Source organism: Rhodococcus sp. NCIMB 12038 (assembly GCF_002165735.1).
Classification (GTDB): Bacteria; Actinomycetota; Actinomycetes; order Mycobacteriales; family Mycobacteriaceae; genus Rhodococcus_F.
In genome coordinates this window covers 205,560-222,238 of record NZ_NHML01000010.1, presented here as the reverse complement: position 1 = coordinate 222,238, position 16,679 = coordinate 205,560, and the positions used below count along the sequence as shown (strand labels likewise).

The following is a 16,679-nucleotide window of genomic DNA, read 5'->3' as shown; positions in this document are numbered from 1 at the left end:
GAAGGGGAAGGGTGCTCAGGCCGAGAGCGCGGTGACGAACGCGCGGGCGCGGTCGGTGATGTCGGTCCAGTTGCCTGCCGCGACGCTGGACGGTGGGACTACGCTGGTGCCCGCGCACACGGCGAGTGCGCCGGCATCGAGGAACTCGCGGGCGTTGGCATCGTTGATCCCGCCCGACGGCAGGAGTTCCACGCCGGGATACGGGCCGTGCAGGTCGGACAGGTAGCCGGGGCCGAGTCGCTTGGCGGGGAAGATCTTGACCGCGGCGGATCCGAGGTCGACGGCCATCGCCACCTCGGTGGGGGTGAACGCGCCGAGGAAGACGGGAATCGACCGTCCCGTGGCGACTTTCGCGACGTCCGGGCGGATGCCGGGGGTGACGAGGAAGCGGGCGCCGGCGTCGATCGCGGCCGCGGCCTGGTCGCCGGTCAACACGGTTCCGACGCCGAGGATGCTGCCCGCCGCGGCGGCGGCGTCGGCGGCGCGGCCGAGGTGATGGAGCACGTCGGGGGTGGTGAACGTCAACTCGACCGTCCGGATCCCGCCCTCGGCGAGCGCGTGACACAGGTCGGCGGCGTCGGGGATGGTCTCCGCGCGCACCACCGTCAGGACCCGGTCGGCCCGCAGAATGTCGATCTCGGTCATCGGACTGCTCCTCCTTCTTCGCGGCGCAACGCTCTTCCGGCGGTCGCGCCGGTGAGGCGGCCGTCCTCGAGGGCGAGGCGGCCGCGGACGAATACGTGTGAGAAACCGGCCGCAGCCTGACGTGGCCGGGCGTAGGTCGCGGTGTCGCCGACCGTGTCCGGATCGAACAGCACCAGATCGGCGGCGTATCCGGGCCGGACGAATCCGCGGTCGACGAGCCGCAACCGGGTCGCGGCGCGGCCGCTGAGGTGACCGACGCACTCCTCGAGGGACATCAGGCCGAGGTCGCGGCAGTAGTGTCCGAGGTAGCGTGCGAACGTTCCCCAGCCGCGGGGGTGCGGTTTCGCGCCGACCAGCAGTCCGTCGCTGCCGCCGGTGTGCCGGGGGTGCTGCATGATCGCGCGCACGTTCTCCTCGTGCCCGACGTGCTGCAGAATGCCGCTGCCGAGTTGGTCGCGGAGCAGGATGTCGATGCACACGTCGAAGGGGTCGCGGTTCTCCTCGGCGGCGATGTCCGCGACCGTCTTCCCGACGTAGGCGTCGAGTTCCGGGTTCTGCACGCCGCTGATCTCGAGGGTGTGCCACTCGGCGATCACGCCGTGGCAGCCGTCGGATCCGGTGACCTCGAGATGCTCCCGGATGCGTTCGAGGGCAACGGGATCCCGGAGCCGGTCGAGGGTCTGCTCCATGCTGCCCGCCGACGCCCAACTCGGCAGGATCGCCGACAGCGTGGTGGCGCCGGGAAGATACGGGTAGGTGTCGAGACTGATGTCCGCACCGTCGGATACGGCCGAGTCGAGCAGGGCCAGCAGTTCCGGGGCGCGGCCCTTGTTGGGTCCGAAGTTCAGGGTGGCGTGCGCGAGATGCAGCGCGCACCCGGCCCGCGACGTCAGGTCCACCATCTCGGCGTAGGCCTCCATGGCGCCGGCGCCATACGACCGGTGGTGCGGGGAGAAGTAGCCGCCGTACTCGGCGACGGTCCGGCACAGTGCCAGCAATTCCTCGTTGTCCGCGTACATCCCCGGCGTGTAGGTCAGCCCCGCGGACAACCCGACGGCGCCCTCCACCATGGACTGCGCCACGATCCGCTGCATCTCTGCGATCTCCGGCGGCGTCGCCGGGCGATCGTCCCAGCCCACTACCAGCGCCCGGACCACCCCGTGCGGGACGAGATACGCGACGTTGGTGGCGATCCCGCGATCGAGCCTGTCGAGGTACTCACCCACGCTCCGCCAGGAGAAGTCGAAGCCCTCGGGATCGGTGTTCCATCCCGCGATCTTGCGCCGGACCACGGCGAGGACGTCGTCGGTGACCGGTGCGTAGGACAGTCCGTCCTGACCGAGTACCTCGGTGGTGACTCCCTGCGTGATCCGCGACGGGTGCTCGGGGTTCAGCAGGATCTGCAGGTCCGAGTGGGCGTGCATGTCGATGAATCCGGGCGCGAGCACCAGGCCGTCGGCGTCGATCACACGATCCGCGGCGGGGAGTTCGGTCGCGGAGTGATCTGCCTCGGGCCGGATATCGGCGATCCGGTCTCCGTCGACGAGCACGTCGGCGCGGTACCTCGGCGCCTCCGACCCGTCGACGACGGTGGCGGAACGGATCAGAGTGGTCATGGTGTGAGTCCTCGGCGGGGGATCAGAAGAAGGTGCGGATCAGGTCGACGACGACGGGATCGTCGGAGTCGTCACCGACGACGGGTATCCACCGCCATTTGTCGAAGGCGGTGCACGGGTGGGAGAGACCGAGCCGGACGACGTCTCCGACGCGCAGATCGTGTTCGGGCCGTGCGGGATCGAGCCGGAGGAACGCGTGCTGGTCGTTGACGGCGGTCACTTCGGCGCCGACGAGGGGCTGCGGCGCCGCCCCGAGCGCGCCGGCGACGGCCTGCGCGGTGGGCAGTCCCTCGTCGAACGGGACGTCGCGCTTGCCTGCGTCGAGCAGGGCCAGGCCCGGCTCGGGGCGGGACACCACCCGGGCCCACGTGTGCATCGCCGACGTGAGGTGACGCTCCTGCTCGTCTCCGCCGCGGCCGAACGGGGTGATCCCGGTGTAGAAGCCGTCGTCGTGGATGATGTACGCGCCGGCGCGGACCACCACTTTGGTTCTGCCACCCGCGAGTTCGGCGAGCACCTCCGCGACGACGTCGAAATAGGCACTGCCGCCTGCGGTCACGTAGACGTCCCGACCTTCCGGGTAGCGCCCCTCGGCCTCGAGCCGGCGGTGCAGTTCGGCCATCGACCGGAGGTACGCCCGGACCCGGGCGAGGGACTCCTCGGACGCGTCGTGGGCGAGTGCCCCCTCGTAGCCGGAGACGCCGGCCAATTGCAGTGCGGGGCTCTCCCCGATTCGTTCGGCGACCGCCACGGCCTCGTCCACCGATCGTGCACCGGTGCGCCCTCCCTCTCCGCCGAGTTCGACGAGCACGGGCAGCGGCCGGACCACCGTGACGTCCGCCAGTGCCGCGGTCATCGCGTCGACCGTCTGCGGGGAGTCGGCCCACATCAGGACTTCGAGTTCGGGGTCCGCTTCCATCTGCTCGGCCAGCCACCGCAGGGCGGTCGGGTCCACGAGCGAGTTCGCGATCTGCACCCGGCGCGCCCCGAATCGCACCGCCACCCGGAGCTGCCCGAAGTTCGCGAGCGTGATCCCCCACGCGCCGCCGCGGATCTGCCGGTCCCACAGCACCGGGGACATGGTCGTCTTCCCGTGTGGAGCGAGGTCGACTCCGTGCGCCCGGCACCACGCCGCCATGGTGTCGAGATTGCCGGCGATGGCCGTCTCGTCGAGCACCATCACCGGGGTGCTGAACGCGGACAGCCTCGGCCGGGTGGCGAGGAACTCGGCCTTGGTCTGGCCGTTCGCCGCGGAGGGGAGGGCCTTGTCCACGTCGGACAGGCGCAGCTCGTCGAGCTCCGCCAAGGCGCCGGAATCGAGTGCGTCCGTTCCGCTGATCGTCATGGTCGATCCTGTCGTTCGGGGTTCTGTGGGGCTGGCCGGCTTCAAAAGAAGGGCCGTGAAGTGCTACGTTGCGCTCTATGCAACGGTGATTGCGTTTTTGCGTCTCCTATGTCTAGCATTGGGCTGGGTCATCGTCAACGGTCCGATGCGGCACGCATCACCGCGGCGAGGGCTCTCGAAACCCAACCGCCGTGCCGGTCCGAGCAGTCGCAGAGGTAAGAAGTGCAGGAATCGACCCCCACCCCCGAGTCCGGTGTCGCGTGCCTCGGTGAGGCGATGGTCCTGGTGGCCCCGGACTCGACACTCCACCTCGCAGGCGCGGAGGCGAACGTCGCCGCGGGACTCGCCGCACTCGGTGTCCCGGCCGCCTGGGTCGGACGACTCGGCGACGACGACTTCGGCACCCTCATCCGCACCGAACTGCAGGCGCGGGGTGTCGACGGCCGTGCGATCGAGGTCGATCCCGCGCGGCCCACCGGTCACTACTCGAAGACCACCGCCCTCGACGAGCACGGCGAGCCGCGCACCGACAGCCTGTATTCCCGGGCGGGTTCGGCGGCGTCGGCCATGGACCCCGGATTCCTCGACCGGCCGGCGGTCGCGGAACTGTTCGGCCGCGCCGCCGTGGTCCATTGCAGCGGAATCACACCGGCCCTGTCCGATTCGTGCCTCGCGCTGATGCGGAGACTGCTCCGCGACAGGCCGGGGATCTCCGGAGTCGTCAGCTTCGACGTCAACTGGCGTGAACAACTGTGGCCGGACGGCGACCCGCGGATGGTCGTGGAACTGGCGAATCTCGCCGATCTGGTGCTCGTCGGCGCGGATGAGGCCCTGCGCGTGCTGGGCACCGCGGATCCGCACGAGTTGCGGTTGATCCTGCCGGCGCCCGCCACCGTCGTCGTCAAGGACGGCGCGCACCGGGCCCTCGCCGTCGACCGCAGTGGTCGCAGCATCGCCGTTCCCGCGCTCCGCGTCGACGTCGTCGAACCCGTCGGCGCGGGCGACGCGTTCGCCGCCGGATATCTCAGCGGTGTCGTGCGCGGCGAGGATCAGGCGCGCTGCCTGCGCCGCGGGCACATCGGTGCCGCCGCGACCCTGACCGTCGCCGCCGACTCGGCGCCCCCGCCGCCCGCCGCTCTGCTCGACGCGCTGCTGCACTGTTCCGAATCGGACTGGGCGGCAACGAGCGTCACCGCCGACGGCTTCGCCCTCCGAGGAAGTGGAGTGAACGGATGAGTCAGAGTGTCTCCCGCGCCCTGCACCTGCTGGTGCAACTCGGCAACGGCCCCGCCAACCTCGACCAGTTGGCCGAATCGACCGGAGTCCACAAGACCACGGTGCTCCGGCTGCTGCGAACGCTATCAGACGAGCGGTTCACGTTCCGCGACAACAGCAACCAGTACCACCTCGGATCCCGCATCTTCGAACTCGCCGCACAGGCCACCGATCAGCGGGAGGTGCGGCGCATCGCGTCACCGCACCTCGTCGCGTTCAACCGCGAATACGGGCGCACCACGCACCTCGCGGCGATGGAAGGCGGCGACGTGGTGTACATCGACAAACTCGAATCGCACGATCAGATCCGGATGTATTCGCGAATCGGGCTGCGCGCCAATCTCAATTCGACCGCGGTCGCGAAGGTGATCCTCGCCGACCTGCCGGATTCGGAACTGCGGACCGTCGTCGACTCGATGGACTTCTCGTCGCGCACGGCCAACACGATCACGACGCCCGAACGCTACCTCGAGGAGATCCGCCTGGTCCGCGAGCAGGGCTGGGCGCACGACCAGGAGGAGAACGAGCCGTCCGTCAACTGCATCGGAGTGCCCATCCGCGGCGCGTCCGGTCGCGTCGTCGCCGCTGTCTCGGTCTCGGTGCCCGACGTCGTCCTCAGCTACGAACGCGTCCTCGACCTGCTCGAACCCCTCCAGGCCGTGGGGGCGCGGATCTCCCGCGACTGCGGATACCGCGCCCAGCCCTGACCGTCCCCCGTCCACCCGAAAAGTAACGACACACAGGAGAATCGATATGTCCGACACCACCGTCATCCGCACCGAAGGCGCCCCCGCCCCCGCGCACACGTTCAGCCAGGGCATCAAGAAGGGCAACATGCTCCAGGTGTCGGGGCAGGGCCCGATGGACCCCGTCACGAACAAGTACATCGCCGAAGGCGACGTGCGCGAGCAGACCCGCCGTACTCTCGAGAACGTCAAGGCGATCCTCGAGGCCGGCGGTGCGAGTGTGGAGGACGTGCTGATGTTCCGGGTCTACCTCACCACCCGGGACGACTTCGCGGCGATGAACGACGTGTACGGCGAGTTCATCGCGGAGAACGTCCCGAGTGGTCAGCTGCCGTGCCGCACCACGGTTTTCGTCGATCTCCCGCACGAGGTCATGCTCGTCGAGATCGACGCGCTGGCAGTGACCGGCTAGGGCGTGTCTCCCAATGATTTGGGATGTTGTGCGGCAGCATGTTTGCTGTGACAGAGGTGACGGATCGATATCAAGTGTTGACCGAGAAGCAGTGGGCGTTGCTTGCGATGCTGTTACCCAGTTCGGATGGGCTGCGGGGGCGGAAGTTCCAGAATAACCGGCTCGTGGTGGAGGGGATGCTCTACCGGCTGCGTACCGGGCTCCCGTGGCGGGATCTACCTGCGCATTTCGGCCCCTGGAAGACGGTGTGGAAGCGGCATCGACGCTACGCCGGGGATGGAACATGGGATCGGGTACTCATGGCCCTGGCCGCGATGGCCGATGCCGGTGGCGACCTGGATTGGGCGGTGTCGGTGGATTCCACCGTGGTGCGGGTGCACCAGCACGGCGCCAACGCCGCGCGTGACACAGGGGGATCTGCCGAATTACACAAATCTGCTTGACGAACCGGTCGATCACGGCATCGGCCGGTCCCGCGGCGGGTTGACCTGCAAAGTTCACCTGGCGTGCGATGGCGACGGACGTCCGTTGTCGGTGCTGGTGGGTCCTGGCCAGGCCGGCGACAGCCCGATGTTCGGCCCACTCCTCGACGGCATCTGCGTGCCGCGCATCGGTGGCGGCGCACCCCGCACGCGCCCGGACGAGGTCCGTGCCGACAAGGCGTACACATCCAAGGCCAATCGAGAACTGCTACGCAGCAAGGGCATCAAGGCGGTCATTCCCGAGAAGTCCGATCAGGTGGCCAACCGCAAGAACAAGGGCAGCGCGGGCGGGCGGCCACCGAACTTCGATGCCGAGTCGTACAAGGGCCGCAACGTGGTGGAAAGGGCCTTCAACAAGGTAAAACAGTGGCGAGCGGTGGCAACCCGGTACGACAAGCTTGCCCTGACTTACCGGGCAGGATTCCTCCTCGCCGGCATCGTCGAATGGCTCAAACTATTGGGAGACATGTCCTAGAGCCGTGCGGGCTCACGCGTGCCGGGGGCGTACGCGCGGGCGGAGCGGCCGGGACCGCGACGCGCCAGGAGCAGGTAGATGGGTCCGGTCACCACCAGCCCGGCCACCCAGGACAGGTCGGCGCCACCGAGGAACGCCGACACCGGCCCGGTGTAGAGGGACGTAGCCATGAACGGGATCTGGACGAGGATGCCGAGCAGGTACGCGGTGATGGCCGTCCAGTTGAACCGGCCGTAGATGCCGCCGTCGAAACGGAAGATCGAGTCGAGGTCGTAGACACCTTTGTGGATGATGTAGAAGTCGATGAGGTTGATCGCCGTCCACGGCACCAGGACCACCAGGAGCACGACCACCAGATCGACGAAGTGCGAGACGAAGTCGGCCGACAGCGCGATGGCGACGACGGACGCCGCGACGAGGATGATTGTCGAGAGGATCACCCGGGCGCGGGCGGTCGGAATCCAGCGCGCTCGGAACGTCTGGATCGACGTGATGATGGCGAGGACGGCGCCGTAGAGGTTCAGCGCGTTGTGGCTGATCACGCTGAGCAGGAACAGCACCAGCATGACACTGCCGAGGCTTCCGGTGGTGGCCTTGACGCCGTCCATTGTGCCCATGCCGACGGGTGCGGCGAGGGTGACGACCGCGCCGAACGCGAACGCGAGGAACGAGCCGAGGGTGCAGCCGAGGTACGTCGCCCAGAACGTCGACGGGACGCCCACGTTCTTGGGGAGGTACCGCGAGTAGTCGGAGACGTAGGGCGCGAACGCGATCTGCCAGAGCGCACCGAGCGACACGGTGGCCAGCCACCCGGCGAAGTTGAAGTCGCCGCGCGTGAGGAAGTCCGACGGCAGGTCGCCGGTCAGGATGGCGAAGAACCCCACGAGGATCCCGATTCCGAGAACCCAGGTGCCGATGCGGTTGAGGATGTGGATCAACCGGTAGCCGATGATGCAGATGACGGCGGAGCCGAGGGCGCCGGCCACGATCCCGACGTCGACGGGGATGCCGTCGACGATCCCGTGCATCGACTGGCCTGCCAGGACGATGTTCGACGAGAAGAAACCGAGGTACATGACGGCGGCGATCACCACGATGATGAGCGCGCCGAAGGTGCCGAACTGTCCGCGGCTCTGGATCATCTGGGGGATCCCCATCTGGGGTCCCTGCGCCGAATGCAGCGCCATCAGCGCGCCGCCGGCGAGGTGTCCGACGACGAACGCGACGAGACTCCACCACAGCGAGAGTCCGAACAGGCTGGGCCCGAGGGCGCCGGTGACGATCGGGAGCGGCGCGAGGTTGCCGCCGAACCACAACGTGAACAGGTCACGGACCTTGCCGTGGCGATCGGATTCCGGGACGAACCCGATGGTGTGCTTCTCCAGCATCGGGGCGATGTGGTTGTCGGGCATCAATCCTCCGAACGGTGCGCATGTGCGCCCTGTGGTCGAGTAGTGCAGACCACAATGGTCGGAGGTATTGAATCTGTACAGAACAACTAACTGATGCGTTGCATCACTTCCGCAGATTCGGCAGGTCGGAGCGGAAACCGCCGCGAGCGGTAACCCGAATGTAACCGTAACGCCAGGTCAGCACCGATTCCCGGCCGCGGTCTAGCCTGGTCCGGTGCGCACCGTGGGAGTCGACCTGGCGGCCGAGCCGAAGAAGACGGCTATGGCCGTCGTCGACTGGTCCGACGGGGTGGCCCGCGTCGAGTCCATCCGGCTGGGAGTCGGGAACGATGCCGTCGCCGAGGCCGTCCTGGCGTGCGACAGGGCCGGCATCGACGCACCGTTCGGCTGGCCCGACGCGTTCGTCCGGATGGTGTCCGAGCACCACGCCGGCCGACTGCCGGCGACCGGCGGTCTCGCGAACCGCGAGGGACGTCGTCCGCTGACCAAGCGGCGCACCGACCTCGTGGTGCAGGCCGCGACGGGAATCGCACCGCTCAGCGTGTCGGCGGACCTCATCGCGCACGTCGCCTTGCGCTGCGCCGGCATCCTCGCCGAACTCGGCGACCTGGGCGCCGACGTCGGCCGCGTCGACGGCCGGGTGGTGGAGGCGTATCCGGCGGCGGCGCTGCGCACCTGGGGGCTGGTGTCGCGCGGATACAAGAGCGTGCAGAACCGGGTGACGCTGGGGGAGTTGGTCGACGCGTTCCTCGCGGCCGCGGACTGGATGGATCTCGGTGCATTCCAGACGATCTGCCGGGAATCGGACGACGCCCTCGATGCCGTGCTGGCCGCCGTCATCGCGCGGGCCGCGGCCCTCGGCCGCACGGCGCTACCCGAAGGCGGCGACCGCGACGTCGCCGAGCGGGAGGGGTGGATTCACGTGCCGACGGCGGACCTGCAGTCGCTGCGGCCGTGAAAGGGTCACGACAGGGGCCCGACGTAAGCTGGGCGCGACGTCGGGCGGAGAAGGAGAGGAGATCGTTGTGGCGACTCGTGCGGTACCGCAGGCCAGTGTCGGCGACGTGATGGCGGAACTGGCGGCCCTGGAAGATCCGAAGATCCGCGCGGTGAACGAACGCCACGGCGACGATCACGGGGTCAACCTCACCAAGCTGCGCGCGGTCGCCAAGAGTCTCGAGACCCAGCACGACCTCGCCGGCGAACTGTGGGGGACGGGCGACACCGCGGCCCGTCTCGTCGCGATCCTGATCTGCCGCCCCAAGGCGTACGCCGCGTCCGAGTTGGACGCCATGCTCCGCGACGCCCGCGTCCCCAAGGTGCACGTCTGGCTCGTCAGCTACGTCGTCAAGAAGAGCCCGCACGTCGAGGAACTGCGCGTCGCGTGGTTCGCCGACGCCGACCCGGTTGTCGCGAGCGCGGGGTGGGCGCTGACCAGCGACCGCGTGGCGAAGGATTCCGGCGACCTCGATCTGCCCGAACTCCTCGACCTGATCGAGGCGCACATGAAGGACGCGCCGGACCGCCTGCAGTGGGCCATGAACGAATGCCTCGCCAACATCGGCATCCATCACCCCGACCTTCGGGCCCGCGCGATCGGCATCGGCGAACGCCTCGAAGTCCTGAAGGACTACCCGACCCCGCCCAATTGCACGTCCCCGTACGCGCCGATCTGGATCAACGAGATCGTCCGCCGCCAGACGCAGAACTAACCGCGTGCGACTGCGCTGGTAGACCGACCGCGGCGACGTCCGCGCGCGAAACCTGGCAAATTGGACACCACACGCACCGTGCGTGGGCACGTGAAGAAGGAGTCCAATGGCTTTCTGGGATCAGCTGAAGGCAAAGGCGTTCGAGATGAACGGCCAGCTCAAGACCAAGACTGCGCAGTTCCAGAACAAGGAGTTCGCCAACGCCTCCATGGCCATGTGCGCTCTCATCGCCGCAGCGGACGGCACCATCGACCCGTCCGAGCGGCAGAAGACTGCGGGGCTGATCACCAGCAATGAGGCGCTCAGTGTGTTCCCGTCGGACGAGCTGAGCCAGAAGTTCGACTGGTACTGCAGCAAGCTGCAGTCTGATTTCGAGTTCGGCAAGATCGAGGCCACCGCCACTATCGCCAAACTGAAGACCAAGCAGGATCAGGCTCGGGCCGTCATCCAGATCGGCATCGTCATCGGCGGCGCCGACGGCAACTTCGACCAGAACGAGCGAAACGTGGTGCGCGACGCCTGTTTCGCGGTCGGTATCGCGCCGGCCGAATTCGAACTCTGAGGTGAGTGGTGACGCGCCCGGTGCGGGCGCGTCACCGACGCTCAGTAGGCGGTGATGATCGGCGCCGGATTCCACAGTCCCGAACGCTGAGTCTGGGTGGTGTCGATCTCCGCGGCCGTCGCACCGGTGTCGAGGGGGGAGTACTGCTCCACTCCGCCCCAGTCGCGGTCCCAGTCGTTTTTCAGATACGACGGTATGGTTCGGCTCGCCCAGGTCATCTCGATCCAGCCGAGAGGGCCGCCGCCGTACCGGTCCTGCCACAGGCTGGTCATGATCGCGCCGGGACGGTCCGGGAGAATCCGGTACTCGGGCGCCTCCGCGACACCGGCCCGGTGATCGAACGGCCGCTGGCACGGAAACGCAAGGCCCACAGCCCAGTCGATCATGACGGGCGATTCGGATCCGATCACGGCGTTCAGTGTCTGCGTCCGCGGAACCCGCGGCGGTGTCACCGCCAGCCACTGCTGCGGATCGCTGTCCGTGTCCGAGGCCACCAGCCGGATGACGTCCGTATCGCCCGGCAGGGAATCGAGCGGAACACGCAGATTGCGCCACGACGGCGCCGGGCCGATGTCGATCGGCGTCACCCGTCCTCCCACCGCGACCGTGCCGTCCTGCTGCGCGGTGCCGTACTCCACCTCGAGGTTCTGGCCGTAGGTGACGACGCCGTCCGCGTCGACGGAGCGGATGCGACCCGCCGCGGCGATGGAGACGAGGTCACCCGCACCGGTGTCCGATTCGGCACCGGGCAGTCGGTACCAGCCGGTGGTCAGCGACGCGTCGCCGTCGCTGCCGTCGCTGCCGAGGACCGGGGTGCGCGCGGGGTCGAGTCCGAACGGCAATGCCACGGCGCTGCCGTTGACCCCCACCGCGCCGGCGCCGCCGCCGGTGCCCGCGGCGTTGCTCGACGCCGTCTGCTCGGTGTTGTCGGTCTTGACGGAGTTGGCGACACCCGCATCCGACGATTCCTCGTCGGCGCTCAGGTCTCCGGCGACACCGTTCGGGCTGAAGCCGACGCTGCCGGTGCCCGCGAGGGTGGTCGCCGCGTCACCGGACAGTGGTTGCAGCAGTGACGCGTTGGGATCGGTTTCGAGCAGGACGTCGTTGGCCAGGCCGCACGGCGCGCCGGTGACGGCGTCGACGTTGGAGCGGGCGAGGGAGAACGCCGGGTACTGCGCGACGGCGCCCTTCGCCATCGACAGCACCTCGAACAGCACCATCGCGGCGGCCGCGACCGTCAGCGGCGGGAGCGCCCACACCCGGCGTCGTCGCACGGCTTCGTTGCGCGTGTAGGGCTCGCGGAAGTAGCACCACGCCGCGATCAGCAGCATCACCAGGGTGGCGCCGAGCAGGATCGTGCCCGCTCCGAGGCCGCCGATCGACACCGGCTTGTCCCACCACGGGACGCTGTAACTGGACACGTACCACCACCCGTTGGTGCTGGTGAAACACATCGCCAGCAGGAACAGCACGGCGGCCGCGAACAGGGCGCGGTTGCGCGGCGAGCGCACGACCGCGGTGCTCACCGCCACGGACGCCAGGACGGCGAGCGACCCCGCGAGACCCGCATAGATGCCGAAGTGGTGCGTCCACTTGGTGGGCGTGAACATCATCAGCCCCATCGCGGCGAGCGTGATGCCGATGAGCCGCCGCGACGGTCCCGTCGCGGTTCCGGGAATCCGGCCACCCTTGCGCAGCATCACGAGCACCGTCACCGCCAGGCACAGCACCATCACGAACACACCGAACCGGCGCGACAGCGAACCGTCGACGGAGATGTTCAGCAGGTACTGGTAGCGGAGGTACTCGTCGAACCAGGGGACGTTGGGGCCGATGGCGTGCACGTGCTGCATCTCCATCACGGCGGCGAGGGTCTGATCGGCGAACACCGCCACCAGGATCACGGTGCCCGACGCGACGAGCGGCGCGAGCAGTGCCAGATAGCCGACGGTCTTGGCCCGCGCGATCACGATCTGCAGGATCGGCCGGGCGCCGGCGACGAGGGCGCCGAAGCAGATCAACCCGGACGGGCCCGCGGTCAGCGTGGCCGCACCGACCAGGATCGCCACCGCGGCGGGCAGCAGCCGCCGGGTCGCGACGGCGCGTTCCACCGAACACCACGTCAGCAGCACACCCACCGCGACGATCGGTTCGGGCCGCAGACCGTTGTTGTAGGGGAGCCAGAACGCGAGGAACACCAGCCCGCCCGTCCACAGCGCGAGCCGGTTGCCCCGGACGGCGGCACCGAGTCGCGGCGCGACCTCGCGGCTGATCACCAGCCACGCGACGATGCCGGCGAGCAACGCGGGCAGGCGCACGAACGGGCTGGCGGGGGTGATGTTCGCCAGCACCGCGAGGACGTCGTAATAGGGCGACCCGAACGGCGCCTCGGGGACGCCGTACCAGCGGAAGTAGTTGGCCATGTAGCCCGCGGCCTCGGACGTGCGGGCCATGTTGAACTGGTAGCCGTCGTCGGAGGTGGAGGCGCCGATGAAATGCCACAGCACCAGCGTGCCGAGGACGACGGCGTCGACGGCCCCGAACGACCACCAGCGGGTGGGCAGGAATCGGCGGGCCCGGCGACCGTCCACGTTGTCGAGACGGTGCAGCGCCACCAGCGCCAGAATGGTGGCCAGCGCACCCACCACCATGGCCACGAACTTGATCGTCGACGGCGTCGACGAGAACCGGCTGTCGATCTGCGCGGTCACCTGCAGGCCGTCGGGCACCGGACCGTCGAGGTCGCTGAAGATGCCCACCATCTGCGGGCGGAGGTCGCCGTCGACGACGGTCGGTGCGTCCTGGCCTGCCGTCACCAATCCGGCGGCGGTCCGCGTCGGATCCGAGGACACCACGAGCGTGCAGTCGGCGGGTAATCGGTCGAGCGGTGACGACAGCAACACCTTGTTTCGTAGCACCACCTCGACGCCGGCAGGACCGTCCGCGGTCGCCGGATTCACCTTCGCGACCAGTCCGTACCTCGCGGCGTCGGCGGCACCCGCGGGGGCGGTGGAGGTCAGCAGCCCGCCGCGGTCGGCGAGACTGCCGACCGTCGAACAGGGAATTCGCACGTCGAGGCTCAGCGGCGCGTAGGAGACGAGCGGTGCCTCGACGCTTCCGGTGCTGCCGTTCTGCGGCCAGGTGAGGGTCGCGCTGTCCTGCTCGACCGGAAGGAACGGGAGCGACAGCGTGAGCAGCGCCCCGAAGAGGGACGCGACGATGGCGAGGAGACGGGCGGAGCGGACCGACCGGCCGAGAGGAGACGACTGGGGCGAGCTCCCGATCGGCGACTCGTCCGAGTCGTCTCTGGACACATTCGCCGATTCCAGCCTGCTGTCAGTCACGACGTCGGATAGTACCCATCTGCGCCGATGGTTAGCGAAGGAAAGGATTAGCCCTGGTGGGAGGGTTTCCGGCTCCCGATCATCACGTGAGGAGGTGTCTCATGATCCGCACCCGGCGCCCCGGCCGAGTGAGGAGATGATGGTGATGCCGCGGGCCGCGGCGGTGCCGAACCTCGGAATGCACTTCGCGGATGATCTCGAACATGCCTCCGCCCTCCTCCTGCGCGACCACGTCTCTCCCGACCGTAGGTCGGGCCCGGGGTGAGCCGATTCACCCGGTGCGGGTGAACAAGGTCACCCCGTGACGGGCTGCACCGACAGTTGCTTCACGCCGGTCTGCGAGCAACCGGTGGTGGGGTAGGGGAGGAACACCGAACCGGTGTCGTTCGGCGGGTACACCCGGAAACCCGCGACCGGCGTGGGGCCGCACGTGTCGGCGGGATAGTTCTGCACGACCGTGGCACGCACCGCGGCGGTGGCCCGCGCGCCGGGAGCGACCGTCACGGGAGTCTCCGTTCCGCCGTCCCTCTCGGCCGCCGCACCCACCTGAGGACCGTCCGGTGCCGCGACGTACGACACCCCGGGGTATCCGTGGAGGATGCAGTCGCGGGTGCCGGTGTTGGTGAAGACGAGCGGGATCTCCTGCGATCCGGCGGCCCCGCTGGGCTGGCCGAGCGTCACCTGCAGTTCGCCAATCAGGCAGCGGTCGGGGTGCGGAGCGGTCGTCCCGGTCGGCGACGTGGCGGCGGCGGACGACGTCGGCACGTCGGCGGTGGTGGTCGCGTCCGACGTCGTGACGGTGACGGCGCCGGGCGAGGGTTCGGCGGTCCCCGACTCGTCCGTCGAGCCACACGCCGAGACGGTGAGTGCGGCGGCGATCCCGAGTACTCCGAGAAGGGTGCGTGCCGGTGACTGCGTGCGCATCTGATCGCTCCTCCTGCTGACTGTGCGGCGTACGTCGATGGTCTGCGATCGGCGCCGTCCCGGTGGGTGGTTCGGGGAGATCGCATTCGCCCCGAACCGGCGGGCTCCGGTCGTAGGCTGCGGGTCGCAAGGTTTCCGCGACACTTTCACTGGAGGCAGACCGATGAGCGAAGTTCTGGACCGGACCAAGATCTACATCGACGGATCCTGGGTCGATTCGCAGGGGACGGGCCGGATCGACGTGGTCAACCCAGCCACCGAGGACGTCATCGCGGTGGTCGCCGAGGGCACCCCCGACGACGTCGACCGCGCCGCGAAGGCCGCGCGGGCTGCCTTCCCCGCATGGTCCGCGCTCAGCGGCACGGAACGCGGCGAGTACCTCCGGAAGGCGGCCGCCCTGATCAAGGAGCGCCTCGACGACTTCACCGCCCTCGTGTCCCGCGACATGGGCATGCCGCTCGGATTCGCGAAGCCCATCCAGATCGGCATGCCCCTCACGAACCTCGCCGCGTTCGCCGAACTGGCCGCCACCTACGACTTCGACGCCCACGAGGTCGGCAATTCGCTGATCGTGCGCGAACCCATCGGTGTCGTCGGTGCGATCACCCCGTGGAACTTCCCGCTCCACCAGGTGGTGCTCAAGGTCGGCGGTGCGCTGGCCGCGGGATGCACCGTGGTGCTCAAGCCGACCGAGGTCGCGCCGCTCGCCACCTACGCGCTCGCCGACATCTTCGACGAAATCGGCCTGCCCGCAGGCGTGTTCAACCTCGTCAGCGGATTCGGGCCCGTCGTGGGCGAGGCGATCGCCGGCCACCCCGAGGTGGACATGGTCTCGTTCACCGGCTCCACCCGCGCGGGTAAGAGGGTCGCGGTGGTCGCGGCCGAGACGGTGAAGAAGGTGGCACTCGAACTCGGCGGCAAATCCGCCAACGTCATCCTCGACGACGCCGACCTGACGAAGGCGGTCACCGACGGAGTGGCCAAGTGTTTCCTCAACTCCGGCCAGACCTGTTCGGCGCTCACCCGGATGCTGGTCCCCGCGGACAAGGTGGACGAGGCCTCCGCCATCGCGGCGAAGGTCGCGCAGAACTACTCCGTCGGCGACCCGACGGCCGCGACGTCGGTACTCGGGCCGCTGGTGAACTCGAACCAGCTGAAGCGGGTGCGCGGCTACATCGAACAGGGCATCGCGGAAGGCGCACGCGCCGTCCTCGACGGCCGGGAGACCGGACAGGACTCCGGCTACTTCGTCGGCCCCACCGTGTTCGCCGGGGTCACCGAGGACATGACCATCGCCAAGGAGGAGATCTTCGGTCCCGTCCTGTCCATCATCGGATACCGCGACGAGGAGGACGCGGTGCGAATCGCCAACGCCACGGAATACGGGCTCGCCGCCGGCGTCTGGTCCGGTGACCAGGACCGGGCCGACCGCGTCGCGAGGCAGCTGCGCGCAGGCCAGGTCGAGGTGAACGGCGGCGCGTTCAACACCAACGCCCCGTTCGGCGGGTACAAGCAGTCGGGCATCGGTCGCGAGGCCGGAGTCCTCGGCTTCGAGGAGTTCCTGGAGATCAAGTCGATCCAGCGGTAGGCGGCTTCGCCACCCGTGCGCCTTTCTGGTTGTTCCAGCTACCAAAAAGGCGCACGGGCGCGGAGCGCAATTGGCCTCACGCTGAACCGAATCCGTGACTCTGTAGCGTCGTGGTCCTACCCTCGAATCGAGGGGTGGACA

The 16,679-nt window shown here is 68.7% G+C and carries 14 protein-coding genes; 8 read left to right on the top strand and 6 right to left on the bottom strand.

All coding sequences use genetic code 11. The features are described from left to right. Positions 1-15 precede the first annotated feature (15 nt). From CA951_RS17405 to CA951_RS17395, 3 genes are read right to left on the bottom strand one after another with little or no spacing between them, the layout of a single operon-like run. On the bottom strand, positions 16-645 hold the full coding sequence (locus tag CA951_RS17405; protein ID WP_087558022.1) for a bifunctional 4-hydroxy-2-oxoglutarate aldolase/2-dehydro-3-deoxy-phosphogluconate aldolase: 630 nt from the start codon (positions 643-645) through the stop codon (positions 16-18). Beyond that, entirely contained in the window at positions 642-2,261 is a 1,620-nt protein-coding gene (locus CA951_RS17400) for an amidohydrolase family protein (RefSeq protein WP_087558021.1), read from the bottom strand. Before CA951_RS17400 ends, CA951_RS17405 begins: the two co-directional genes overlap by 4 nt. Before the next feature lie 22 nt (positions 2,262-2,283). After that, positions 2,284-3,606, bottom strand: a complete 1,323-nt coding sequence (locus CA951_RS17395) for an amino acid deaminase (RefSeq protein ID WP_087558020.1) — start codon at positions 3,604-3,606, stop codon at positions 2,284-2,286. A gap of 222 nt (positions 3,607-3,828) precedes the next feature. On the opposite strand from CA951_RS17395, the gene CA951_RS17390 reads away from it, so the two are divergent. The 4 genes from CA951_RS17390 to CA951_RS17375 all read left to right on the top strand — a co-directional run bounded on the left by CA951_RS17390 (position 3,829) and on the right by CA951_RS17375 (position 6,996). Continuing rightward, positions 3,829-4,842: a sugar kinase gene (locus tag CA951_RS17390; RefSeq protein ID WP_087558019.1), complete on the top strand. Its 1,014-nt coding sequence runs from the start codon at positions 3,829-3,831 to the stop codon at positions 4,840-4,842. After that, on the top strand, positions 4,839-5,588 hold the full coding sequence (locus CA951_RS17385) for an IclR family transcriptional regulator (RefSeq protein WP_087558018.1): 750 nt from the start codon (positions 4,839-4,841) through the stop codon (positions 5,586-5,588). The genes CA951_RS17390 and CA951_RS17385 overlap by 4 nt, the downstream gene beginning before the upstream one ends. A 46-nt stretch (positions 5,589-5,634) precedes the next feature. Beyond that, positions 5,635-6,039 (top strand): RidA family protein, encoded by a 405-nt coding sequence (locus CA951_RS17380; protein ID WP_005251231.1) that lies wholly within the window; start codon positions 5,635-5,637, stop codon positions 6,037-6,039. Positions 6,040-6,077: 38 nt separating this feature from the next. Continuing rightward, positions 6,078-6,996 (top strand): IS5 family transposase gene (locus CA951_RS17375; protein ID WP_256973187.1). Its coding sequence is split into 2 segments (ribosomal slippage): positions 6,078-6,437 and positions 6,439-6,996, totalling 918 coding nucleotides; the frame shifts between segments, so codons are not numbered across the junction. On the opposite strand, the gene CA951_RS17370 is transcribed toward CA951_RS17375, so the two are convergent. Beyond that, on the bottom strand, positions 6,993-8,408 hold the full coding sequence (locus tag CA951_RS17370) for a cytosine permease (protein ID WP_087558017.1): 1,416 nt from the start codon (positions 8,406-8,408) through the stop codon (positions 6,993-6,995). The two genes, CA951_RS17375 and CA951_RS17370, sit on opposite strands and share 4 nt — an antisense overlap. A 214-nt stretch (positions 8,409-8,622) precedes the next feature. Between CA951_RS17370 and CA951_RS17365 the strand changes: the two genes are divergently transcribed. The 3 genes from CA951_RS17365 (at position 8,623) to CA951_RS17355 (ending at position 10,682) form a co-directional block, all read left to right on the top strand. Continuing rightward, complete coding sequence (locus CA951_RS17365) at positions 8,623-9,366, top strand: DUF429 domain-containing protein (protein ID WP_087558016.1); 744 nt, start codon at positions 8,623-8,625, stop codon at positions 9,364-9,366. A 109-nt stretch (positions 9,367-9,475) separates the two neighbouring features. After that, complete coding sequence (locus CA951_RS17360) at positions 9,476-10,120, top strand: DNA alkylation repair protein (RefSeq protein ID WP_087558097.1); 645 nt, start codon at positions 9,476-9,478, stop codon at positions 10,118-10,120. A gap of 106 nt (positions 10,121-10,226) precedes the next feature. Continuing rightward, positions 10,227-10,682 (top strand): tellurite resistance TerB family protein, encoded by a 456-nt coding sequence (locus CA951_RS17355; protein WP_072944086.1) that lies wholly within the window; start codon positions 10,227-10,229, stop codon positions 10,680-10,682. A gap of 41 nt (positions 10,683-10,723) precedes the next feature. Here CA951_RS17355 and CA951_RS17350 read toward each other — a convergent pair whose 3' ends face one another. Together CA951_RS17350 and CA951_RS17345 are read right to left on the bottom strand one after the other, a co-directional pair. Further along, positions 10,724-13,996, bottom strand: a complete 3,273-nt coding sequence (locus CA951_RS17350) for an arabinosyltransferase domain-containing protein (protein ID WP_087558015.1) — start codon at positions 13,994-13,996, stop codon at positions 10,724-10,726. A 324-nt stretch (positions 13,997-14,320) separates the two neighbouring features. Continuing rightward, positions 14,321-14,950 (bottom strand): DUF4232 domain-containing protein, encoded by a 630-nt coding sequence (locus CA951_RS17345; protein ID WP_087558014.1) that lies wholly within the window; start codon positions 14,948-14,950, stop codon positions 14,321-14,323. A gap of 163 nt (positions 14,951-15,113) precedes the next feature. On the opposite strand from CA951_RS17345, the gene CA951_RS17340 reads away from it, so the two are divergent. Next, positions 15,114-16,538, top strand: coding sequence for an aldehyde dehydrogenase family protein (locus tag CA951_RS17340; RefSeq protein ID WP_087558013.1), 1,425 nt, complete (start codon positions 15,114-15,116; stop codon positions 16,536-16,538). Positions 16,539-16,679 lie beyond the last annotated feature (141 nt).

Coding starts and splice junctions, on each gene's coding strand:
- CA951_RS17395 (WP_087558020.1), bottom strand. CDS start 3,606: ATGACGATCAGCGGAACGGACGCACTCGATTCCGGCGCCTTGGCGGAG.
- CA951_RS17360 (WP_087558097.1), top strand. CDS start 9,476: ATGGCGGAACTGGCGGCCCTGGAAGATCCGAAGATCCGCGCGGTGAAC.
- CA951_RS17355 (WP_072944086.1), top strand. CDS start 10,227: ATGGCTTTCTGGGATCAGCTGAAGGCAAAGGCGTTCGAGATGAACGGC.
- CA951_RS17385 (WP_087558018.1), top strand. CDS start 4,839: ATGAGTCAGAGTGTCTCCCGCGCCCTGCACCTGCTGGTGCAACTCGGC.
- CA951_RS17345 (WP_087558014.1), bottom strand. CDS start 14,950: ATGCGCACGCAGTCACCGGCACGCACCCTTCTCGGAGTACTCGGGATC.
- CA951_RS17405 (WP_087558022.1), bottom strand. CDS start 645: ATGACCGAGATCGACATTCTGCGGGCCGACCGGGTCCTGACGGTGGTG.
- CA951_RS17340 (WP_087558013.1), top strand. CDS start 15,114: ATGAGCGAAGTTCTGGACCGGACCAAGATCTACATCGACGGATCCTGG.
- CA951_RS17400 (WP_087558021.1), bottom strand. CDS start 2,261: ATGACCACTCTGATCCGTTCCGCCACCGTCGTCGACGGGTCGGAGGCG.
- CA951_RS17370 (WP_087558017.1), bottom strand. CDS start 8,408: ATGCCCGACAACCACATCGCCCCGATGCTGGAGAAGCACACCATCGGG.
- CA951_RS17380 (WP_005251231.1), top strand. CDS start 5,635: ATGTCCGACACCACCGTCATCCGCACCGAAGGCGCCCCCGCCCCCGCG.